The organism is Duganella violaceipulchra, assembly GCF_019166075.1.
Lineage (GTDB): Bacteria > Pseudomonadota > Gammaproteobacteria > Burkholderiales > Burkholderiaceae_D > Rugamonas > Rugamonas violaceipulchra.
The window spans coordinates 25,064-46,055 of the sequence record NZ_JAHTGR010000031.1 but is presented as its reverse complement, the minus strand read 5'-3'; the positions used below and the strand labels follow the sequence as shown (position 1 = coordinate 46,055).

Here is a 20,992-nt window from a genome sequence, read left to right as displayed (position 1 = left end):
CAAAGAGTGCGGTTGGGACTGCGGATTTTTGCAGCCCAGCTCGGTTCAGACTTGACCCCCGACGTTATTCGAACTGTTGGCGGAATTGCGCGAACTGCGCGCTCAGGTCTTCGACCTGCTGGCGCAGTTGCTGGACTTCCTGCTCCAGCGCGGCGACGCGGCCGCCCTGCCCGGCCACGCTGACCGAACCGCCCATGCTGGCGGCGGTTTCTTCCCTCGCCAGCGCCTCTTCGCCACCGAGCAGCTGGCCGTAGCGCGGCTCCTTGGTGCCGGGCGCCAGCGCCAGCTTCGACACCAGTGGCGGATATTTGTCGATCAGGAATTGCAGCGCCTGCTCGACGTCGGCCACCGACTTGAAATCATGCAGGCGGCCGGTGCGGGTGCGGATCTCGCCGGCGGTCTGCAGGCCGCGCAGCATCAGGATGCTCAACACGGCCAGCTTGTCCTGCTCCAGCGACCATTTGATGCGCATCCGGTGCTCGTACTTGGTCACGCGCGCGCCCGCCTGCGTGATGCCGTTGACGTATTTGCGCTGCATCAGCCGCTGCAGCACCTCAGCCACCGTCTCTTCCGACAACGCCATCACCGGGTCGCGGCTCGACAACTGGTTGCAGCCGTTGACCAGCGCGTTCAGCGACAGCGGATAGTTATCCGGCGTCAGCGCTTCCTTCTCGGCCAGCACGGCCAGCACGCGGATTTCAAACGGGTCCAGCACTTCAACGCCATCGGGCGACGATTCCATAAGCGGCTTCCTTATTCAACAAGCTTGTTGAGTTGGTCTGAGTTCAATTTATCACATTCGGGCACGCCCTGACAGTGCAAGCCCGCCGCCTTCATGGTGGCGAGGATGCGTTCGATCTGCTCTTCCTGTTTCACCGCATGGCTGATCAGGCCGTGCAAGGCCTTCGACAAGGGATCGTCGCCGTTCGGCGTGACGCCGTAGGCGCTGAACAGGTTGGCGGTGGCGCTGGCCGCCGAGGCCGGCTCCTTCTGGACGATGTGGGCGGGATTGCCGACCGCCGTGGCGCCCGCGGGCACCGGCTTGAGCAGCACGGCGTTGGAGCCGACCTTGGCGTACTCGCCCACCGTGAAGCCGCCCAGCACCTTGGCGCCGGCGCCGACGATGACGCCGCGCGCCAAGGTCGGATGGCGCTTGGCGCCGGTGTGCAGCGAGGTGCCGCCCAGGGTCACGCCCTGGTAGATGGTGCAGTCGTCGCCCACCTCGGCGGTCTCGCCGATCACCACGCCGAAGCCATGGTCGATGAACACGCGGCGGCCGATGCTGGCGCCGGGATGGATCTCGATGCCGGTGACGATGCGGGCCAGGTAGGAAATGAAACGGCCCAGCCATTTCATCTTGTGCGTCCAGCACCAGTGCGCCCAGCGGTGCATGACGATGGCTTGCAAGCCGGGGTAGCAGGTCAGCACCTCCCAGGCGTTGCGGGCCGCAGGATCGCGTTCGATGATGCTGTTAATGTCTTGGCGCAGGCGATGGAACATGGATGGTCAGGAGTGCAACGGAAACGCTCATGGTAGCGTATTCGGTCGTGGGTTGCTGGGAAGCGGCTTGCAGGGAGGGGAGTCAAGGCTGAGCCCCGGCAGCCCTCGTCGCAGGCCGCCGGGTAATCGTATCGCTTAAATGTCTTTGGCGATGCGCTGGCGGCGTGCCTCGTACAGACAGACGCCGGATGCGACCGAGACGTTCAGGCTCTCAACCGAACCGAACATTGGAATGCTGACCAGCATGTCGCAGGTCTCGCGGGTCAGGCGGCGCATGCCCTCGCCTTCCGAACCCATGACCAGCGCGGTCGGGCCGGTGAAGTCGGCTTCGTACAGGCCTTTTTCGCCGTCGTCGGAGGTGCCGATCAGCCAGATATCGCGGTCCTTCAAGTCGCGCAGGGTGCGCGCCAGGTTGGTGACGGTGATGTAAGGCACGGTCTCGGCCGCGCCACTGGCGACCTTGGCGGCGGTGGCGTTCAAGCCCACCGCGCGATCCTTCGGCACGATCACCGCGTGGGCGCCGACACCGTCGGCCACGCGCAGGCAGGCGCCCAGGTTGTGCGGATCGGTGATGCCGTCCAACACCAGCAGCAACGGCGGGCCTTCGATGGCGTCCAGCAGCTCGTCCAGGTTACGCGCCAGCGCCAGCTGCGACGCGAAGGCGATCACGCCTTGATGGCGGCGGGTGCCGACGATCTTGTCCAGGCGGGCCGAATCAACCGGCATCACGCGCACGCCGGCGGCCTTGGCGTTGGCGACCAGGTCCTTCATGCGGCGGTCGTCGCGACCGATGTCGACAAAAATCTCTTCCACGGAGCTCGCTTCATGACGCAAACGCGAGGTCACGGCGTGGAAACCAAAAATCATTTTATTCTTACTCATTTATCGCTTCTTTTTACTTTTTGAGACAGTCTTCGCTGCTCGGGGTGCTACCGGAGCAGCCGCCCCGGCATTAGTCTTGCGGCCACCGCGCGCCTTGGAGGCGGGCTTGGCGGCGGTCTTCGCCGCGGCCGGCTTGGCTGCGGCAGGCTTGCCGGCGCCAGTCCTGTCGGACTGGCCCTTGGCGACGGCCTTGAGCGGCTGTGCTTTCGGCACGCCCGGACCCGGCTTGATGTTGCTCTTGCGGTCCTTGGACTGCGCATCGGACTTGTCGGCGCGTGGCGGCGGCGCGTCGGCCCCGGCCAGGCGCAGATCGATCTTGCGCGCTTCCAGGTCCACGCGCACCACTTGCACGCTGACGCGGTCGGTCAACTGGAACTTCTTGCCGGTGCGGTCGCCGCGCAGTTCGTGGCGGGCGTCGTCGTACTGGAAGTAGTCGGCGCCGAGGTCGGTGATGTGCACCAGGCCCTCAACGAACAACTGGTCCAGCTGCACGAAGATGCCGAAGGTGGTCACGCCGGTGATGATGCCGGTGAACTCCTCGCCCAGCTTGTCCTGCATGAAGTAGCACTTCAGCCAGGCTTCGACATCGCGCGACGCTTCGTCGGCGCGGCGTTCGTTGGCCGAGCAGTGCACGCCCAGCGCGTCCCACACGGTCAGGTCGACGGTTTTTTTCTCTTTGCCTTCGGCCTTGTCCTTGGCCTGCTGCTTGCGGGTGGCGTTCGAGACGTTGGTGTTGAGCACGCTGGTGCTGGCCACTTTCGGCTCGTACTTCTTACCCAGCAGGATGGCCTTGATGGCGCGGTGCGTCAGCAAGTCCGGATAGCGGCGGATCGGGCTGGTGAAGTGGGCGTAAGCCTCATACGCCAGGCCGAAGTGGCCGATGTTGTCGGGAGAGTAGACCGCCTGCTGCATCGAACGCAGCAGCATGGTTTGCAGCAGCGACGCGTCCGGGCGCTCCTTGACCTGCTTCATCAGCACGGCGTAGTCGTTGGCGGCCGGCTTGTCGCCGCCATTCAGCGTCAGGCCGACCTGTTTGAGGAAGGTGCGCACCTGCTTGAGCTTTTCAGCGGTCGGGCTGGCGTGGATGCGGTAGGTGCCGGGATGCTTGTGGCGGATCAGCAGGTCGGCCGCGCAGACGTTGGCGGTCAACATGCATTCTTCGATCAGCTTGTGGGCGTCGTTGCGGGTGCGCGGGATGATCTTCTCGATCTTGCCGGACGGGTTGCAGACGATATAGGTCTCGGTGGTCTCGAAGTCGATCGCGCCGCGTTCGGTGCGCGCCTTCAGCAAGGCGTGGTACACCTCGTACAAATTCAGCAGGTGCGGCACGATGCCCGGACGGCGCGCGGCCTCGGGTCCCTTGGTGTTGCCGAGAATGTCGGCCACTTCGGTGTAGGTCAGGCGCGCGGCCGAGTGGATCACGGCCGGATAGAACTGGTAAGCCTTGATCTCGCCCTTGGCGGTGACGACGGCGTCGCACACCAGGGTCAGACGGTCGACCGCCGGGTTCAGCGAGCACAAGCCGTTGGACAGCTTCTCCGGCAGCATGGGAATCACGCGGCGCGGGAAGTAGACCGAGGTGCTGCGTTCCAGCGCGTCGGCGTCGAGCGCGTCGTTCGGCTTGACGTAATGGCTGACGTCGGCAATCGCGACCAGCAGACGGTAGGCGTTGGTGCGGCCGATCTTGACCGGTTCGCAGTAGACCGCATCGTCGAAGTCGCGCGCGTCTTCACCGTCGATGGTAACCATCGGGATGTCGCGCAGGTCGACGCGGTCGGCCAGGTCGGCGTCGCGCACGTGGTCCGGCAGCTTGTCGGCCTGCTTGAGCGCGCCGTCCGAGAACACATGCGGCACGCCGAACTTGCGCACGGCGATTTCGATTTCCATGCCGGGGTCGTCCAGCGAGCCCAGGATTTCAACGATCTTGCCGACCGGCTGCTTGAAGCGCATCGGCTGCTCGGTCAATTCAACGCTGACGACCTGGCCAGCCTTGGCCTTGCCGATAGCACCTTCGATCAGGATGTCCTGGGCGATGCGCTGGTCTTCCGGCGCGACGATCCAGGCGCCGTTCTCGTTCAGCAGGCGGCCGATGATGTGGGTGTTGGCGCGGGTGACCACCTCGACGATGGTGCCTTCCGGACGGCCGCGGCGATCGACGCCGATGACCTTGGCCAGCACGCGGTCGCCATGCAGGACTTTCTGCATTTCCTTTTCAGGCAGGAACAGGTCTTCGCCCGGCTCGTCCGGGATCACGAAGCCGAAGCCGTCCTTGTGGCTGGCGACGCGGCCGGCGATGAAGCCGGTTTCGGTGGCCAGCGAGAAGTGGCCGCTATCGTCGGAGACGATCTGGCCGTCGCGCTGCATGGCGTTCAGGCGGCGCGACAACACGGCCTGGGCCTCGGTCGCGACCTTCAGCGACTTCGACAGTGCGCGCAGATCGAGCGGCGCCTTGGCGCTGCGGAAGATGCCGAGAATTTCCTCCCGGCTGGGAATGGTATGGGTAGATTGGTTCAAAAGTATTTCTGTAGTTATTATTGACAGTGTTCAGAGGAAATCCGGCCTGGCAAAATCGTCAGGTGCATATATATGACACGACGACAGGCGTAGTGTACTTGGAAACGCCCTGATTGACTAATTTGCGACCGGTTTTGCGAATTCAAGCGGATTTTTTATGTTGTGGCGTTTGACTTCCCGCAAAATTCCTCTATAATCTTGGTCTCTCGCAGCGACAATGTTGAAAAACAGCGGCAAAGTGAGAAACTGCTAGACAGGGTTGATGTGCAGTAAGGAGCGAAAGCTCATCTGGCGCAAAACTCTCCCCGTCGTTATAATAGCAGAGTTGTTGAGAAGCATCAGTGCCCACGTGGCGGAATTGGTAGACGCGCATGGTTCAGGTCCATGTGCCGCAAGGTGTGGGGGTTCGAGTCCCTCCGTGGGCACCACAAAATTCCGCAAAAAAGCCTCCCATCAGGCAGAACGCGCTCAAGATCGCGCTCTGTCCAGATGGGAGGCTTTTTTCATTGTGCATGCTTTTACAGCTTGGACAGGAAGCGCCCGATCAGGTTAAAGATCAGCATTTCATTCGCCCCACCCTTGTCTATCGGCAGGTCCCACAGCGCGGCCGTGGCGATGGTCATGCGCAAGTCCGGCACCAGCATGGCCAACTGCCCGCCAAAACCGTAGGCGGTGATCACCTGGTGGCCACCTAGCATGCCGCGCCACCACAAATAGCCATAGCCGACATCGCTCATATCCCCGATCGGGCCGATATGCACATGATTGGTAAAACTCTCGGCCAGCCAGGCGGCCGGCACCACGGATTTACCCTGCCACATGCCGCCGTCGAGCGCCATCCACGCCAGCTTCATCAGATCGCGCGCCCGCAGTTGCAAGCCGAAGGAGCCGAGTACCGTGCCGGTGGCGTCGCGCTGCCAGGCCACCTGGCGGATGCCGAGCGGCGCGAACAGGTTGCGCGTGGCGACCGCCAGCGTGTCCTCGCCATACGCATCGGCGACGATGGGCGACACCAGATGCGAGACGGCGCTGTTGTAGTTCCAGTACGGTCCGTTCGGCCCCAGCGGCGCCACCGGCAGGCTCAGCGCCAGGCTGGTGAGGTCGGGGGTATGCAACAGCTCCTGCATATGGACGTCCTCATCCCACTCCAGCCCGCTGCGCATGCGCAGTACCTGGGCCAGCGTGATATTGCCCGCAACGGAGCCAGGAATCTTGGCCAGCTCCCTGGGCAGCAACGCACCCAGCGTGGCCGTGGCGCCGCGTATCTTGCCGTCGCGGATGGCCTGCCCGGCCAGCAGGCTGCCGACGGTCTTGGTGGCCGAGCGGATGTGGCGCAGGTCGGAGGATTTGCCGCCGGCGTAGTAGCGTTCGCCGATCAGGCTGCCGTTGCGCACCACCAGCAGGCTGCGCATCTCCGGAATCTGCGCGCCCTCGGACAGCAGGCTTTGCATCGCGGCCGCCGCCACGCCCTCGCTCTCCGGCGCCGCCGTGCGCCAGTCGTCCTCGACGATCGCCGAGGCGACCACATTTTCCCGCCCGCCGCCGGCATTGCCGCCGCCCCCACAGGCGCTCAGCAGGGGCGCGCCCAGGCCCAGCATCATCACATCGCGTCGCGTAACCATATCCGCCCATCGAAAAAGTGGGACCGCCGCGTGTGTCGCATGCGGCGAGTCGATGGGAACGATGCTATGTCAGCGGCGCGGCGAACAGAGAGTGCCGGAAGTCATGTATGGCGGCCCCGGCAGGAATCATTCCGGCGCCGTACTCCATTCCAGCTTGAGGTGGACGCCGATCTCGCGCAGCAGCTCAAGCTCGTCGACCGGCTTGCTGAGGAAGCCGTTGGCGCCCACCTGGCGCGAACGCGCCTCCTCTTCCGGGGTCGAGCTGGCGGAAATCATCAACACCGGCATGGTTCGGGTGCGGACGTCGGCACGCAGGCGGCGCGTGGTCTCGATGCCATCCATGTCCGGCATCACCATGTCCAGCAGCACCAGATCCGGCACGCCGGACTGCGCATGCAACAAGCCGTCGGCGCCGTTGTCGGCCTCCAGCATGCGGAAGTCCAGCGCGCCCAGCAGATCGCGCAGCAAGGCGCGGTTGGTGGCGACGTCGTCCACCACCAGGATGGTCTTGCGCGGCCCCAGGTAGCCGGTGGCGTTGTGGCCGTCGCTGTTGACGGAGGCAGGCGCCACCGCCAGCGGCATCGCCACATCGAACCAGAAGCGGCTCCCTGTTCCTGGCTTGCTTTCCACTTTCAGCTCGCCACCCATCAAGCGCACCAGCTGGCCGCTGATCGCCAGGCCCAGCCCGGTGCCGCCGGCGCGGCGCGACGCGTCGCCCACCTGCTCGAACGGACGGAAGATGGTGTCGAGTTGGTCGGCGGCGATCCCGATGCCGTCGTCGTGCACCTCGAAACGCAGCGTGGCGGTATCGGCGGCGGCGCCAGGCCGGGCAGGCAGCGGCAGCACGCGCAGGCGCACCGTGCCGCGGTCGGTGAACTTGACGGCGTTGCCCAGCAAATTCAGCAGCACCTGGCGCAGGCGGGTTTCGTCGACGCTGATCGCCTCCGGCAGGCCGGCCACCAGCTCCAATTCGAATCGCAGCTGCTTTTGTTCGGCGCGCACGCGCATGATGTCGGCCACCACCGACAGCAGGTCGGCCAGCACCACCGGCTTGGGATGGAAGTCCATCTTGCCCGCCTCCACCCGCGACAGGTCGAGCACGTCGTTGATCAGCGCCAGCAGATGCTGGCCGCCCTGCTGGATCGTGCCGACGCCGTTCTTCTGGGTCGGCGTCAAGCCCTTGTCGCGCTTGAGGATCTGGGTGTAGCCGAGGATGGCGTTGAGCGGCGTGCGCAACTCATGACTCATCGCCGCCAGGAAGGCGCTCTTGGCGCGGTTGGCCACTTCGGCACGCTCCATGGCGATGCGCAGCTCGGCATTGGCGCGCTGCAGTTCGGCGTTGACCGCCTCCAGCTGCGCCGGGCTGGGTATGCGCAGCGCCACCGGCACCAGCCGCACCAGTACGACGGCCGTCACCATCGAGGCGGCGGCGGTGATCGTCTTGAGTATCACCGACAGCCAGTAGTCCGGGTGCCAGATCACCCAGATGTCGGCCACGTGGGTGCTGCCGCAGGCCAGGATGAAAATGCCGAAGGCGATGAACATCCAGTCGAACGGCATGTCGCGGCGCTTGCGGATAAAGTACAGCAGCGTGATCGGAATGGTCAGGTAGGCCAGCGCGATCAGCGCGTCGGAAATCACGCTCAGCCACAGGATCGACGGCGTCCAAAGAAAACAGTGACCGTGCGGCATGAAGCCCTGGCTGCCGAACCAGCTGCTCAATGTATCCATCGCCTACTCCTTTGCCTAGATAACGGGGCCAGCATTCAGGAGCTTACGAAAGTGTGAGCAAACAAGCAAGCAGCAAATCAGGCGTGTGGTCCGGTGCAATCTTTATCAAAAATCAGCATTTCGCTCTTGACGGCAATGCGCCGCTCCCCTATGATTCTGGCCTCTGTTGCAGAACACGTAGCAGAGAGCAGTAACAGTGCCCACGTGGCGGAATTGGTAGACGCGCATGGTTCAGGTCCATGTGCCGCAAGGTGTGGGGGTTCGAGTCCCTCCGTGGGCACCACAGAATTCCGCAAAAAAGCCTCCCATCAGGCAGAACGCGCTCAAGATCGCGCTCTGTCCAGATGGGAGGCTTTTTTCATTTCTACGTCGGTTCGCAGTACCCCCTTGACGGCAGCGCCGCCATGCGGCATGATGCTGCCTCTGTTGCCGAACACGCAGCAGAGAGCAGTAACAGTGCCCACGTGGCGGAATTGGTAGACGCGCATGGTTCAGGTCCATGTGCCGCAAGGTGTGGGGGTTCGAGTCCCTCCGTGGGCACCAAAAAATTCCGCAAAAAAGCCCCCATCGAGCTGAAAAGCAGATGGGGGCTTTTTTCATTGTCCTCGCGGGGAATTATTTCATAAAAGCACGAAAACGCTATTGACGAGGTGCCAGCCCTCCTTTAAGATTCGGGCCTCTGTTGCAGCACACGTAGCAGAGAGCAGCAAAGCAGTAACAGTGCCCACGTGGCGGAATTGGTAGACGCGCATGGTTCAGGTCCATGTGCCGCAAGGTGTGGGGGTTCGAGTCCCTCCGTGGGCACCAAAAAATTCCGCAAAAAAGCCTCCCATCAGGCAGAGCGCGCTCAAGATCGCGCTCTGTCCAGATGGGAGGCTTTTTTCATTACAGCGCCGCTTTGACAGCCTGCGCCAGCGTGATGGTCGGACGGCCGATCAGCCGGCCCAGCGTGCCGCTGCGGTCATCCAGCGCGCCCTTGGCGGCCTGCGCATCCGAATCGGCGATCAATTCTGCCAGCGGCGCCGGCAAGCCCACACCCACCAGCATCTCCCGATACTCCTGCTGCGGCAGGTTGTGGAAAGGGATGTGCTTGCCCGACTGGCGCGACACTTCGTCCGCCAGCTCACCCAGCGTGAAGCCGTGATCCCCCGCCAGCTCGTACACCTGCTCGACCGCCTGCGTGCTGGTCAGCACGGCCGCCGCCGCGTCGGCGTAATCGGCACGGGCCGCCGCGGCGATCCGCCCTTCCCCCGCGCCGCCGGCCAGCGCACCATGCGCCAGCGCCCCGCCCAGGCCGCCCGTGTAATTTTCCACGTACCAGCCGTTGCGCAGCAAGCTGTACGGCAGGCCCGAAGCGCGCACCGCCGCCTCGGTCTCGCGGTGCTCGGCGGCCAGCGCCAGCGTCGAGGTATCCGCATGCAGCACGCTGGTGTAGGCCAGCAGCCCGGCCCTGGCGCGCACGGCGGCGTCGATGACGTTGCGGTGCTGCGGCACGCGCCGCCCCAGTTCGCTCGACGAGATCAGCAGCACTTTGCTCGCGCCATGGAAGGCGGCATCCAGCGAGGCCGCATCGCTGTAGTCGGCACGCCGCAGCTGCACGCCTTGCGCGGCCAGGTCGGCCGCCTTGGCGACATTGCGCACGGCGGCGACAATGTGCGCGGCGGGGACGGTTTTCAACAGGCGGGCGATCACCAGACGGCCCAGTTGGCCGGTTGCACCAGTAACGATAATCATGTTGTTTCCTTCGAATAGGCTGCCACGGGGAGGTTTCCGCGCGGTTGGGTCTATAATAAGACCTATACTTACGAATTGTAAGTACGTACAATTTGGTAAGTACCCCTGACCGGAGCAAGTACACTATGAACCAAACCAAATCCAGCCGTTCCCTGCGCAAGACGCTGGCCGGCAAGCTGGGCGACCCGCGCGCCCACGTGCTGGCGGCCGAATGTCCGTCGCGCCTCGTGCTCGGGCATATCACCAGCCGCTGGGGCGTGCTGGTGCTGGTGGTGCTGTTGGATGGCACCCACCGTTTCAGCCAGCTGCGCAGGGAGATCGGCGGCGTCAGCGAGAAGATGCTGGCGCAGACCCTGGACGCGCTGGCCACCGACGGCATGGTGCTGCGGGTGGCGCACCAGGTGGTGCCGCCGCATGTGGAATACAGCCTGACGCCGCTGGGGCGGCAGGCGGCCGAGCGGCTGGAAGTGCTGGTCGACTGGATCGAAGACAACTTCCCGTTGATCCGGCAAGCCCAGGACGAGGCTGCGCTGGCGGCGGCCCAGGCCAGTAGAAAGGCTTGACCCGGCCCGCCCATCCTGTGACACTGGCTGTTATCACGTACTGCGGAGCGGAAACCCTCACCCATGCAGCCGTCACTCCCCCATCAGCCCAACCTCGTGTTGGTCGCCACCAATACGAACTTCGATCTCGTCCTGCTCCGTATCATGCTGGCCCGCCACGGCTTGGGGGTCGAACTGGTGCGGCGCGGCGACGAGGCGCTGGCGCTGGCCGCCGGCGGCAAGGTCGCGCTGGCCTTGCTCGACGTCGCGCTGGCCGGCAGCGCGCGGCTGGAACTGTGCCTGCGCATGCGCGCCGCCTGCGGCGACAAGCTGCCGTTGTTCCTGCTGTCCGCCAGCCCCAGTCCCCACGAGCGCGAGCGCGCCCGCGAAGCCGGCGTCAACGCCTACCTGCCGCTGTCGCTGCCCACCGAAGACATCGCCGAACGCGTGCTGCTGGAGCTGAAGGCGATCTCGCCAGCCCCGCCGGCGGCCGACATGCCGACCATGGCGACGCTGGAAGTCAATTACCACCACATGCTGTCCGGCTCGCCGGACGCCATCCTGCTGATGCAGCGCGGCAGCAACCGCGTGCTGGACGTCAACCGCCAGACCCGCATCCTGTTCGGCGCCACCGAGACCGAGCTGGTGCAGGCGACCCTGCCCGCGCTGTGCCCGCCGCAGCAGCCCGACGGCCGCGGCTCGGCCGAAGCCTTCGCCGGCTATGTCGACCAGGTGATCGCCGGCGGGGTCCAGGTGTTCGAGCTGTCGGTGCTGCACAGTTCCGGCCGCGAGATCCCGTGCGAACTGCGCATGGTGCCGCTGAACACGCCCGAACACCGCCTGATGCATGTGCGCATCGTCGACATCACCGGCCGCAAGCTGTCCGAACAGCTGCGCGACGGCAAGAACCAGGTACTGGAAATGATCGCGCGCGGCGCGCCCCTGAGCGACACGCTGGAACGCCTGACGCTGCTGATCGAATCGCAGGCGCCGCCGGTGCTGTGCACGGTGATGCTGGTGGCGGCCGACGGTGTCACGCTGCTGAGCGCGGCCGGTCCCAACATGCCGGCCGAGTACATGGCGGCCATCCACGGCCTGGCGGCCGGTCCGGTGGCCGGCTCCTGCGGCACCGCCGTGCACCGCAAGGAAACCGTGGTGGTCAGCGACACCTACCACGATCCGCTGTGGGCGCCGTACAAGGATATCGCCGTCCAGTACGGCCTGCGCGCCTGCTGGGCCATGCCCATCCTGCTCGACCCCGGCACGGTGCTGGGCAGCTTCGCCATGTACTACCCCGAACCGCGCAGCCCGACCGAAGACGACCGCCGCCTGATCAAGGCCGCCAGCCACCTGGCCGGCATCGCCATCGCCAGCACCCGGCGCGAGGCCGAACTGCTGCGCCACCGCGAACACCTGGAAGAGCTGGTGCAAGCGCGCACCGCCGAACTGCTGCGCGCGAAAGAGGAAGCGGAGCACGCCAACGAAGAGCTGACCACGGCGCTGGACAACCTCAGCCTGACACAGGAAGAACTGGTGCGGCGCGACAAGCTGGCGGCGCTGGGCGCGCTGGTGGCCGGCGTGGCCCACGAACTGAACACGCCGATCGGCAACTGCCTGACCATGGCCGGCAGCATGAGCGAACGCACGGCCGAACTGCGGCGCGACCTGGGAGGCGGGCTGCGGCGCTCGGTGCTGGAAAGCTATCTGCAACAGGCGGCCGACGCCGACGCCGTGGTGCTGCGCAACCTGAACCGCGCCGCCGCGCTGGTGGCCGGCTTCCGCCGCATCGCGGTCGACAGTGGCAGCTCGCAGCGCAGCCACTTCGTGCTGGGCCACCTGGTGGCCCAGTTGCTGCAATCGACCCAGGCCGCGATCGAGCAGCATGGACTGGTGCTGGTCGAGGAGGTCGAACACTGGCTGGAGCTCGACAGCTATCCCGGCCCGCTGCTCCAGGCGCTGGAAAACCTGATCGACAACTGCGTCACGCACGGCTTCAACGGCCGCGGTCACGGCACCATCACGATCCGGGCGCAGGACGCCGGCAACGGCGAGATCGCCATGTCGGTGACCGACGATGGCGACGGCATCCCGAGCGCCAACCTGCCGCGCATCTACGACCCCTTCTTCACCACCCGGCTTGGCGCCGGCGGTTCCGGCCTGGGTTTGTACATTACACACAACATCGTCACCGGGGTGCTGGGCGGCCACATCGACGTCGTCAGCCAGCTGGGCGCCGGCACCACCTTCACCATGCGCCTGCCACGGGCGGCCCCACTGTGACCCGGGCTCAACAATTTTCCTTTGCGCAATTATTGCAGCCGTATAATAGGTTGTATCAGACCGGCAAACAGCCGGCGCCCAGCGGAGAGACTAGTCCCGTGCACCCACATCCTGCCCAGCCTGCGAAAACGGAGATGGCCACCCTGCGCTGCGAATTCAGCGACGCCGCGGCCGAACGCGCCTTCCTGCGCCACCACCTGGCGATGACGCAGGCGCAATTGCGCGTGACCTTTGTCTTCTGCTCCCTGTTCTACCTGTGCTTTGCCGCCACCGACGCGATCTGGCTGGGCTACAGCCTGCGCACGGCGGTGCTGGCCTGTGCGCGCCTGCTGGTGGCGGTCACCGCGCTGGGCGGCCTGGTGCTGCTGCGGCGCCGGCCCGATTCCCTCCCGGTCACGCGCGGCGTGGCCAGCGTGGTGGAGATAGCGGGCGCGGCCGGCTTCCTGCTGATCGCCGCGCTGCGCCCGGGCGAGTTCTCGCTGCACGCGATTTCGATGTCCATCGTCGTCATCGTGATCTACATCTACATTCCCAACCGCCTGCTGTACGCGGCCGCGATCGCGGCGCCGGCCACGCTGGGCTTCATCGTGCTGGCCGAGCAGCTGGGCGACCTGCGCCGGGTCGAGCTGGCCACGATGGCGGCGCTGCTGACGCTGACCAATGTGTTCGGCTACGTGGCCGCGCGCCGCTACCAGTTGCTGCTGCGCGACGAATACAGCGCGCAGACGGTGCTCAAGAACCTGTCGGTGCGCGATCCGCTGACCGGCTGCTACAACCGGCGCCACCTGCACGAGCAGCTGCTGGAAACGGAAATCTCGCGCGCCCAGCGCTACCGGCTGAGCCTGACGGTCATCATGAGCGACCTGGACCACTTCAAGGCGGTCAACGACACCTACGGCCACAACGGCGGCGACGCGGTGCTGCAACGCTTCGGCGCCCTGCTGCAATCGATGACGCGCGACAGCGTCGACAGCGTGGTGCGCTACGGTGGCGAGGAGTTCCTGCTGATCCTGCCGGAGACCGACCTGGACGGCGGCGTCCTGCTGGCCGAGCGCCTGCGCCACGCGCTGGCCGACACGCCGGTCGCGTATGATGGCCAGCAGATCCATATCACCGCCAGCTTCGGCGTGGCCAGCGTCGACTTCGCGACCTCCGCCCACGAAGCCCACCTCAACATGATCGCCTCGGCCGACGAATTGCTGTACGCTGCCAAGAACGGCGGCCGCAACCGCGTCTGCTCACGACAACTGGTATGAACTATGATCCACATCAAGCGCTATGCGCTGGCCGCCGCCTTGCTGGCCCTGTGCTGCAGCAGTCTCAACGCCGGTCCGGCGCCGTGGTACAAGTGGCGCAGCAAGATCGACAACTACCTCAGCTGCTCGCAGACGCCGCTGGGGCCGGGCTGGGAAAAAGACTCGGGCCCCTATAAAGATAGCCGTTGCGAAAAGTTGGTTCTTGCTAAATAATGGGGTCGCAATAACAGGGGGAACCCCGGGGCATTACTGGCTACATTTCATCATCTTGAGGAGACTGTATGTTTACAAATCCCGAACAATTTGCCAACGCCACCAAAGCACTGTTTGAATTTCAACTCGAAACCTTCAATAGCCTGACCAGCAAAGCCGTGCAAGGCGTCGAACAGGTCGTCGCCCTGAACATGGCCACCGCCAAAACCCAGCTGGAAGACGGCCTCGCCACCGGCAAGGAAATCAGCCAGGCCACCGATCCCAAGGCCGCCATGTCGCTGGCCGCCGCCAAGATGCAACCGGGCGTGGCCGGCGCCGCCGCCTACAACCAGCAACTGGGCAGCATCATCGCCGAGATCCGCGAAGAATTCACCCGCGCCGCCGACGCCCACATGACCGAAGCCAAGAGCACGCTCAGCGCCCTGATCTACGACGTCACCAAGAACGTGCGTCCCGGATCGGAGAACGCGGTGCAGATCGTCAAGACCGCGATCGACAACGCCTTCAGCGGCTACGAGCAGGTGACCAAGGCCACCAAGCAGGCGGTCGAAGCGGTGGAAACGCAAATCGCCAAGGCCAACGCCCTGGTCGATCAAAACACCGTCAAACCGGCCAAGGCCGCGAAAAAATAAGCTCGTTCAACTCCCCGCACCAGCCAGGCCCGCGCGCCTGGCTTTATATTTTCCGGATCCATGCATCCTGACCAACAGTTCGACGATCAGAACCTGATGCGCGCTGAGGCGATTCTGCTAGCACATGAGGTCGCACGCGACTACTTCCAGGGCGAACTCTACGATCGCCATAACAACCGTTTGCAAGGTATGACCCTTGAACGCCAGGCCGGCGACGTGCTGGATCTCGATGAAGTGACGGTTGGACGCTTGTTCATGATTCCTGACGGCTCCATAGTCTGGGCACTGAAGGTGGGCGAAAACGCCGATGCCCCGGCTGGTCTGGATATCCAGTCCAGCAATCCCTTTCTCGCCGAAGACGAAACCAATAGCGTGATTGCATTCCGTGACGAGATCGGACCTGCCATGTGGCTGGATGCGCTATATATTCGCCGGCTCATGCTCACGCACAATGCCCCCGAGCGTTTGGCGACAGTGTCGTTCGGACTGATGGCCATCACCGCATACCGACTGGGATTTCAACATATCAGCCTCTTCGCCGCCGGAATGGGGCCGCTTGAACCAAATGATCCCGACAGCTTCATCGGCTATGACGTATGGCCAAAATTCGGCTTTGACGCCCCCGTCATTCCTGCTGAATTGAACCGTTTCCCGATACGGGAATTGGACTCCGCTCACACGGTACAAGAAGTCATTGCAGCAGCGCCTGGATGGTGGGCAGCGCATGGCACAGGACGAAGAATGCAATTCGACCTGACCGCCGGGAGCCGTAGTTGGAACGTTCTGCTAAACTATCTGTACGAGGCATTGCAGGAGCAGCAGCCATGACAACCGCAAAGAAAGCCCAAAGCACCAGCTACAAGCTCGAAGCGGCTGTACGCCGCTCCAAACGGGCCGCCATGCATATAGTCCTTGAGCGTGAGGTCCAGCCGACGGAAGGCAAGATTCGCGTCGCACTGGGCGGAACTCCCATTCCCCGCGATATGCAGGAATCACTATTCAGCTCTTCGGCTATTAATATCCCGGAATTCGGTTTAGCTCGTAAAAAGTTGGGCAAATGAAGGTCTGGAGATACCTTCGGTAGCTGCTTCAGCCTTCACCTGCGGAGCCTCAGGTACCGCCGTTCATCTTGCGTCAAGCGGAAAATCATGTTCGCATTGTGAACGAATCCGCGCAGATCGCGGCTAAGAGCACAGTCCTTGAGACTCGCATATCCAGGCTCGGTGTCGCCAATGACCACTTGGCGCAACTAAAAGCGCTGTCTGCGAACTACCCTCGCATGCAAATCACTCGCCTTGCGCAGTTTGAACTCGACATCAAGAAAATCGAGGCGGAGGTTCGGGAGTTAGAGATGCTTCACCCTCTACAACGTGATGATCTACACGACGGTTGGGTCTACCGCGTGCCGCTGCGCTTTGATACTCCATTAAGGTTCCTGCTTCAACACGGCAACGAACATAATGATAAGACCCTGCATCCCGCTCACCTTCCGTCGGAACATGGCTATTGGCAGCCAAAGCTAAAAAGTTTTCGGGCTATGGGAATCGACATTGATGAAGGGCCGCAGTCAATGATGGCGTCACCTATCGGTCCCATTCCGCTGGATGGCGGCGCCTACCTAAAATTTCTGATCGTAGTCCGTTCGGCGGCCGAAGCCCAAGGGACCATTCAACAGCGCCGGGAGCTAATCACGGCAGAACTAACGCGACCTCAGTGGGAGCAATTCATTGCACACCCCGGCCATCACGTCGATCAAATTTGCGATTACTACTTTCCGAGCTTTCTTGCTACAGTTCCTAGTCTCCCCCGAGATACTGCGACTGCGATGTGGGAAGTTGCAATGAATACTCCCGAAAAAATCGAACTGGCGACAGACGAGCAGCTACTGGCGTTCAAGGGCATTGGGCCGGCCGTCCTGCGCAAGTTGAGAGCCAGATGCAGAGAGGTCACCAAGCACCGCAACGAGCCCAGAGGCGACGTGGTAAATCAATAAAGACGATTCAATAGATCGCCCAACTTTTTATTTTGCTGGGCAAGCGGCGCCGAACACGATACACTGTACATAAACACAGCTATCGCGGCAGCTTATTCCGGCAATGATCAAAGTTCTAGAAAATCCCTTGTACTACCTGGACAACTTCCATCAGGTACTGACGTGGATAGGCGACCGCTACGACGACTTGCTGACCGCCGAGGAGCGCGACTTCCTGGCCGCCTTCCCCGCCCTGCCGCAAGCGTCGCGCGCGCTGTTCGTGCGCATGGTGATGCGCAAGGGGACGGTGTTCCGCGCCAGCAAACTGGTGTACGCCGAGATCGGCAGCACGCATGAGGCGGCCCGTCCGCTCGTTGCCTTGGGCCTGATCGAGGAAGACCCGGCGCTGGACCTGGACCAGCTGTTCGAACTGCTGCAAAAACCCGAGATCGGCAAGATCTTCCAGCTGCCCCCGCACCTGCGCCAGCTGCGCAAGGCCGACCAGCTGGAAGCGCTGCGCGCGCAGTACGAAGGCGAGCACCGCTACTCCGGCTGGTACCAGGGCTCGGGCGACCACTGCTACCGCAACCTGACGCAGGAACTGTGCGACCGCCTGCGGCTTATTTTCTTCGGCAACTACCACCAGGACTGGACCGAGTTCGTGTTGTCCGACCTCGGCATCTACCAGTACGAAAAGGTCGACTTCTCGCCGGCCGCGCGCGGCTTCCGCAGCCGCCGCGACATCGACGACTTCCTGGCGCTGCACCGCTGCCATGAACGCTTCATCGAAGGCGAAGCGCCGGCCGACGTGATCCGCGACCTGCCGCCCTGCCCGGCCGACAACGAATGGCTGCGCAGCCGCCGCGACAAGCTGACCTTCCAGATCGCCCAGCACCTTGAAAAGCTGGCCGACTGGCCGGCCGCGCACGCGCTGTACGCCAGCTGCAACTACCCCGGCGCCCGCGCGCGCGCCGTGCGCGTGCTGGAAAAAAACGAACAGCCGCGCGCCGCCTTCGAGCTGCTGCAAGCGGCGCTGCAGGCGCCGGAAAGCGAAGCCGAACGCCAGCAACTGCTGCGCATGCAGCCGCGCCTGGCGCGCAAGCTGGGCCACGCCAAGCCGGCGCCGCACGCGCCCGCGCAGCCGCTGCGCATCGACCTCAGCCTGCCGCCGCCGCCGCAAGCGAACTACGTCGAGTTCGTCGTGCGCGACCACCTGACGCGCGCCGACGCCCCGGTCTACTACGTCGAGAACGCGCTGATCAACTCGCTGTTTGGCCTGCTGTGCTGGGACGCCGTGTTCAGCCCGATACCGGGCGCCTTCTTCCATCCCTACCACCGCGGCCCGGCCGACCTGCACAGCGCCGATTTCCAGCGCCGCCGCGCGCAGCAGTTCGCCGCCGCGCTGGCGCAGCTCGACGGCGACCAATACCGCGCCACGATACGCGCCAACTTCGCCGCCAAGGCCGGCATCCAGTCGCCCTTTGTGTATTGGGAGGCGCTGGACCCGGCGCTGCTCGACCTGGCGCTGGACTGCATCCCGGCGCTGCACCTGAAGCGCGCCTTCGAGCGCATCCTGGCCGACATCAAGGCCAACCGCAGCGGCTTCCCCGACCTGATCCAGTTCTGGCCGGCCGAGCGCCGCTACAACATGATCGAAGTCAAAGGCCCGGGCGACCGCCTGCAGGACAACCAGCTGCGCTGGATAGCCTACTGCGCCACGCACGACATGCCGATCTCGGTCTGCTACCTGCAATGGGCGGCTTGAGCGTGCCTCGCTACACGATCGCCGTGCGCGCGCTGTGCGAGTTCACCGCCAAGACCGGCGACCTCGACCTGCGCTTCACGCCGTCGCCGACGGCGCAGGAAGGCATGGCCGGCCACGCCGTCGTGACGGCGCGGCGCGACGACGATTACCAGACCGAGCTCGCGCTGTGCGGCGATTTCGGCCCGCTGCACGTGCGCGGCCGCGCCGACGGCTACGACCTGCGCGCCCGGCGCCTGGAGGAAATCAAGACCTACCGCGGCGACCTGAAGAAGATGCCGGACAACCAGCGCCAGCTGCACTGGGCGCAGGTCAAGATCTACGGCCACCTGCTGTGCGCCGACCAGGGACTGGACCAGGTCAACCTGGCGCTGGTCTACTTCGACATCGGCAGCCAGAAGGAAACCGTGCTGCAGGAAGAGCATACGGCCGCCGGGTTGCAGGCCTACTTCGCGCAGCAATGCACGCTGTTCCTGCAGTGGGCACAGCAGGAAATGGCGCACCGCGCCGAACGCGACCTGCAACTGAAGGCGATGCGCTTTCCGCACGCGGACTTCCGCTCTGGCCAGCGCCAGCTGGCCGAGGCGATGTACAAGGCCAGCAAACGCGGCGTGTGCCTGCTGGCGCAGGCGCCCACCGGCATCGGCAAGACCGTCGGCAGCCTGTTCCCGATGCTCAAAGCCAGCGCCGAGCACGGCGTCGACAAGCTGTTCTTCCTGGCCGCGAAAACCTCGGGCCGGCAGATGGCGCTGGACGCGGTCGAGGTGATCCGCAGCGGCGCGCCGCTGCTGCCCTTGCGCACGCTGGAGATGGCGTCCAAGGCCAGCGCCTGCGTCAACCCGGACCAGGCCTGCCACGGCGATTCCTGCCCGCTGGCCAGGGGTTTCTACGACCGCCTGCCGGCCGCGCGCCAGGCCGCGCTGGACCTCATGCTGCCGCCCGCGTCCGCTGACTCCGCCCCCACCCTGCTCGCGCTGGACCGCGACACGCTGCGCGCGGTCGCGCTGGCGCACCAGGTCTGCCCCTACTACCTGAGCAGCGAGATGGCGCGCTGGTGCGACATCGTCATCGGCGACTACAACTACTACTTCGACCTCAGCGCCATGCTGCACAGCCTGACCTTGCTCAACGACTGGAAGGTCAACGTGCTGGTGGACGAGGCGCACAACATGGTCTCTCGCGCGCGCAAGATGTATTCGGCCGACATGGAGCATGCCGCGCTGCGCCTGCTGCGCAAGCTGGTCCCCGAAGAATTGAAGAAGCCGCTGGACCGTGTGCACCGCCAGTGGAACCAGCTGGAAAAAGACCAGTCGGCCGAATACCAGTCCTACGCCGCGCTGCCGGAAAAATTCATGGGCGCGCTGCAGACGGCGGCCACCGCCATCTCCGACTACATGGCCGACCATCCGTCGTATGTCGACGCCGATCTGCAGGCCTTCTACTTCAACGCGCTGCTGTTCACGCGGCTGGCCGAGAGCTTCGGCGAGCACGCGCTGTTCGATATCGAAAAGTCGGAAGGCGCGCGCGCCAGCCATTCCAACTCCGTGCTGTGCCTGCGCAACATCGTGCCGGCGCCCTTCCTCAAGCCGCGCTTCGAGAGCACCCACAGCACCGCGCTGTTCTCGGCCACGCTCAGCCCCTGGAACTACTTCGGCGACATGCTGGGCATGCCGGACACCACGGCCTGGGTCGACGTCGAATCGCCGTTCGTGGCCGAGCAGCTGTCGGTGCAGGTGGCCGCCCACATCTCCACGCGCTACCAGCACCGCCAGCAATCGCTGCGCCCGATCGCCGAGCTGATGGGCGAGCAGTACCGCCGCCAGCGGGGCAACTACCTGGCCTTCTTCAGCAGCTTCGACTACATGGACAAGGCCGCCAATCAGTTCGCCGAACGTTATCCCGAGGTGCCGGTATGGCGCCAGTCGCGCCGCATGGACGAGGCGGAACGGGCGCAGTTCCTGGCCCGCTTCACGCTCGACAGCGAGGGCATCGGCTTCGCCGTGCTGGGCGGCTCCTTCGGCGAGGGCGTCGATTTACCGGGCGCGCGCCTGATCGGCGCCTTTGTCGCCACGCTGGGCCTGCCGCAGATCAACCCGGTCAACGAGCAGATCCGGCTACGCATGGACGCCATCTTCGGCGCCGGCTACGACTACACCTACACCTTCCCCGGCATGCAAAAGGTGGTGCAGGCCGCCGGCCGCGTGATCCGGACACAATCGGACCGCGGCACCGTGTACCTGATCGACGACCGCTTCGGCCGTCCCGAAATACAACAGCTGATGCCGGCCTGGTGGCGCATCGATGTCGCGGGCGCAGCATCGCCGCCGCCATGATGATAGCAATATGCAATCA

17 protein-coding genes and 4 tRNA genes are annotated in these 20,992 nt (G+C 64.4%); 14 read left to right on the top strand and 7 right to left on the bottom strand.

All coding sequences use genetic code 11. The annotated features are described in order from the left end of the window. Positions 1-64: 64 nt before the first annotated feature. The 4 genes from KVP70_RS31400 to rnr form a co-directional block, all read right to left on the bottom strand. Positions 65-742 carry a YceH family protein gene (locus tag KVP70_RS31400; protein WP_020706131.1) on the bottom strand — a complete coding sequence of 226 codons (678 nt, stop codon included), beginning with the start codon at positions 740-742 and terminating at the stop codon, positions 65-67. Between the two features lie 11 nt (positions 743-753). Beyond that, the gene (cysE, locus tag KVP70_RS31395; protein ID WP_217946302.1) at positions 754-1,500 is read right to left on the bottom strand and encodes a serine O-acetyltransferase; all 747 of its coding nucleotides are present in this window, start codon (positions 1,498-1,500) and stop codon (positions 754-756) included. 135 nt (positions 1,501-1,635) lie between these two features. Further along, positions 1,636-2,382 (bottom strand): 23S rRNA (guanosine(2251)-2'-O)-methyltransferase RlmB, encoded by a 747-nt coding sequence (gene rlmB / locus KVP70_RS31390; protein ID WP_070359161.1) that lies wholly within the window; start codon positions 2,380-2,382, stop codon positions 1,636-1,638. Continuing rightward, positions 2,383-4,896: a ribonuclease R gene (gene rnr / locus KVP70_RS31385; RefSeq protein WP_217946301.1), complete on the bottom strand. Its 2,514-nt coding sequence runs from the start codon at positions 4,894-4,896 to the stop codon at positions 2,383-2,385. A gap of 343 nt (positions 4,897-5,239) precedes the next feature. Between rnr and KVP70_RS31380 the strand changes: the two genes are divergently transcribed. After that, positions 5,240-5,324 (top strand) — tRNA-Leu (locus KVP70_RS31380). 90 nt (positions 5,325-5,414) lie between these two features. Here the strand turns inward: KVP70_RS31380 and KVP70_RS31375 are convergent. Next, a complete protein-coding gene (locus tag KVP70_RS31375) occupies positions 5,415-6,518 on the bottom strand; it encodes a serine hydrolase domain-containing protein (protein WP_229225219.1) in 1,104 nt (367 codons plus the stop codon). A gap of 126 nt (positions 6,519-6,644) precedes the next feature. After that, positions 6,645-8,249 carry an ATP-binding protein gene (locus KVP70_RS31370; RefSeq protein ID WP_217946300.1) on the bottom strand — a complete coding sequence of 535 codons (1,605 nt, stop codon included), beginning with the start codon at positions 8,247-8,249 and terminating at the stop codon, positions 6,645-6,647. Between the two features lie 198 nt (positions 8,250-8,447). On the opposite strand from KVP70_RS31370, the gene KVP70_RS31365 reads away from it, so the two are divergent. The 3 genes from KVP70_RS31365 (at position 8,448) to KVP70_RS31355 (ending at position 9,056) form a co-directional block, all read left to right on the top strand. Then, positions 8,448-8,532 (top strand) — tRNA-Leu (locus KVP70_RS31365). A gap of 175 nt (positions 8,533-8,707) precedes the next feature. Next, positions 8,708-8,792 (top strand) — tRNA-Leu (locus tag KVP70_RS31360). 179 nt (positions 8,793-8,971) lie between these two features. Then, positions 8,972-9,056: transfer RNA gene (locus KVP70_RS31355), tRNA-Leu, on the top strand. Positions 9,057-9,134: 78 nt separating this feature from the next. Here KVP70_RS31355 and KVP70_RS31350 read toward each other — a convergent pair. Beyond that, entirely contained in the window at positions 9,135-9,983 is an 849-nt protein-coding gene (locus tag KVP70_RS31350; RefSeq protein ID WP_217946299.1) for an NmrA family NAD(P)-binding protein, read from the bottom strand. A 125-nt stretch (positions 9,984-10,108) separates the two neighbouring features. On the opposite strand from KVP70_RS31350, the gene KVP70_RS31345 reads away from it, so the two are divergent. From KVP70_RS31345 to KVP70_RS31300, 10 genes are all read left to right on the top strand, one after another. After that, the gene (locus KVP70_RS31345; RefSeq protein WP_217946298.1) at positions 10,109-10,546 is read left to right on the top strand and encodes a winged helix-turn-helix transcriptional regulator; all 438 of its coding nucleotides are present in this window, start codon (positions 10,109-10,111) and stop codon (positions 10,544-10,546) included. Positions 10,547-10,609: 63 nt separating this feature from the next. Continuing rightward, positions 10,610-12,805 carry an ATP-binding protein gene (locus tag KVP70_RS31340; RefSeq protein ID WP_217946297.1) on the top strand — a complete coding sequence of 732 codons (2,196 nt, stop codon included), beginning with the start codon at positions 10,610-10,612 and terminating at the stop codon, positions 12,803-12,805. A gap of 134 nt (positions 12,806-12,939) precedes the next feature. Continuing rightward, a complete protein-coding gene (locus KVP70_RS31335; protein WP_217946295.1) occupies positions 12,940-14,061 on the top strand; it encodes a GGDEF domain-containing protein in 1,122 nt (373 codons plus the stop codon). A 3-nt stretch (positions 14,062-14,064) separates the two neighbouring features. Beyond that, entirely contained in the window at positions 14,065-14,274 is a 210-nt protein-coding gene (locus KVP70_RS31330) for a hypothetical protein (protein ID WP_217946293.1), read from the top strand. A gap of 68 nt (positions 14,275-14,342) precedes the next feature. Further along, positions 14,343-14,906 carry a phasin family protein gene (locus KVP70_RS31325; RefSeq protein ID WP_217946292.1) on the top strand — a complete coding sequence of 188 codons (564 nt, stop codon included), beginning with the start codon at positions 14,343-14,345 and terminating at the stop codon, positions 14,904-14,906. Positions 14,907-14,966: 60 nt separating this feature from the next. Continuing rightward, the gene (locus KVP70_RS31320) at positions 14,967-15,734 is read left to right on the top strand and encodes a hypothetical protein (RefSeq protein ID WP_217946291.1); all 768 of its coding nucleotides are present in this window, start codon (positions 14,967-14,969) and stop codon (positions 15,732-15,734) included. Then, the gene (locus KVP70_RS31315; RefSeq protein WP_217946290.1) at positions 15,731-15,967 is read left to right on the top strand and encodes a hypothetical protein; all 237 of its coding nucleotides are present in this window, start codon (positions 15,731-15,733) and stop codon (positions 15,965-15,967) included. The genes KVP70_RS31320 and KVP70_RS31315 overlap by 4 nt, the downstream gene beginning before the upstream one ends. A gap of 218 nt (positions 15,968-16,185) precedes the next feature. Continuing rightward, positions 16,186-16,899, top strand: coding sequence for a hypothetical protein (locus tag KVP70_RS31310; protein WP_217946289.1), 714 nt, complete (start codon positions 16,186-16,188; stop codon positions 16,897-16,899). Between the two features lie 103 nt (positions 16,900-17,002). After that, positions 17,003-18,643 (top strand): VRR-NUC domain-containing protein, encoded by a 1,641-nt coding sequence (locus KVP70_RS31305; protein WP_217946288.1) that lies wholly within the window; start codon positions 17,003-17,005, stop codon positions 18,641-18,643. Further along, positions 18,640-20,973: an ATP-dependent DNA helicase gene (locus KVP70_RS31300; protein ID WP_369698899.1), complete on the top strand. Its 2,334-nt coding sequence runs from the start codon at positions 18,640-18,642 to the stop codon at positions 20,971-20,973. Before KVP70_RS31305 ends, KVP70_RS31300 begins: the two co-directional genes overlap by 4 nt. Positions 20,974-20,992 lie beyond the last annotated feature (19 nt).

What these genes read in the sequence shown, in the direction of transcription:
- KVP70_RS31340 (WP_217946297.1), top strand. Translation starts at nt 10,610, where the DNA reads ATGCAGCCGTCACTCCCCCATCAGCCCAACCTCGTGTTGGTCGCCACC.
- KVP70_RS31335 (WP_217946295.1), top strand. Translation starts at nt 12,940, where the DNA reads ATGGCCACCCTGCGCTGCGAATTCAGCGACGCCGCGGCCGAACGCGCC.
- cysE (WP_217946302.1), bottom strand. Translation starts at nt 1,500, where the DNA reads ATGTTCCATCGCCTGCGCCAAGACATTAACAGCATCATCGAACGCGAT.
- KVP70_RS31305 (WP_217946288.1), top strand. Translation starts at nt 17,003, where the DNA reads ATGATCAAAGTTCTAGAAAATCCCTTGTACTACCTGGACAACTTCCAT.
- KVP70_RS31350 (WP_217946299.1), bottom strand. Translation starts at nt 9,983, where the DNA reads ATGATTATCGTTACTGGTGCAACCGGCCAACTGGGCCGTCTGGTGATC.
- rlmB (WP_070359161.1), bottom strand. Translation starts at nt 2,382, where the DNA reads ATGAGTAAGAATAAAATGATTTTTGGTTTCCACGCCGTGACCTCGCGT.
- KVP70_RS31330 (WP_217946293.1), top strand. Translation starts at nt 14,065, where the DNA reads ATGATCCACATCAAGCGCTATGCGCTGGCCGCCGCCTTGCTGGCCCTG.
- KVP70_RS31400 (WP_020706131.1), bottom strand. Translation starts at nt 742, where the DNA reads ATGGAATCGTCGCCCGATGGCGTTGAAGTGCTGGACCCGTTTGAAATC.
- KVP70_RS31375 (WP_229225219.1), bottom strand. Translation starts at nt 6,518, where the DNA reads ATGGTTACGCGACGCGATGTGATGATGCTGGGCCTGGGCGCGCCCCTG.
- KVP70_RS31325 (WP_217946292.1), top strand. Translation starts at nt 14,343, where the DNA reads ATGTTTACAAATCCCGAACAATTTGCCAACGCCACCAAAGCACTGTTT.
- KVP70_RS31320 (WP_217946291.1), top strand. Translation starts at nt 14,967, where the DNA reads ATGCATCCTGACCAACAGTTCGACGATCAGAACCTGATGCGCGCTGAG.
- KVP70_RS31315 (WP_217946290.1), top strand. Translation starts at nt 15,731, where the DNA reads ATGACAACCGCAAAGAAAGCCCAAAGCACCAGCTACAAGCTCGAAGCG.
- KVP70_RS31370 (WP_217946300.1), bottom strand. Translation starts at nt 8,249, where the DNA reads ATGGATACATTGAGCAGCTGGTTCGGCAGCCAGGGCTTCATGCCGCAC.
- KVP70_RS31345 (WP_217946298.1), top strand. Translation starts at nt 10,109, where the DNA reads ATGAACCAAACCAAATCCAGCCGTTCCCTGCGCAAGACGCTGGCCGGC.
- KVP70_RS31310 (WP_217946289.1), top strand. Translation starts at nt 16,186, where the DNA reads ATGCAAATCACTCGCCTTGCGCAGTTTGAACTCGACATCAAGAAAATC.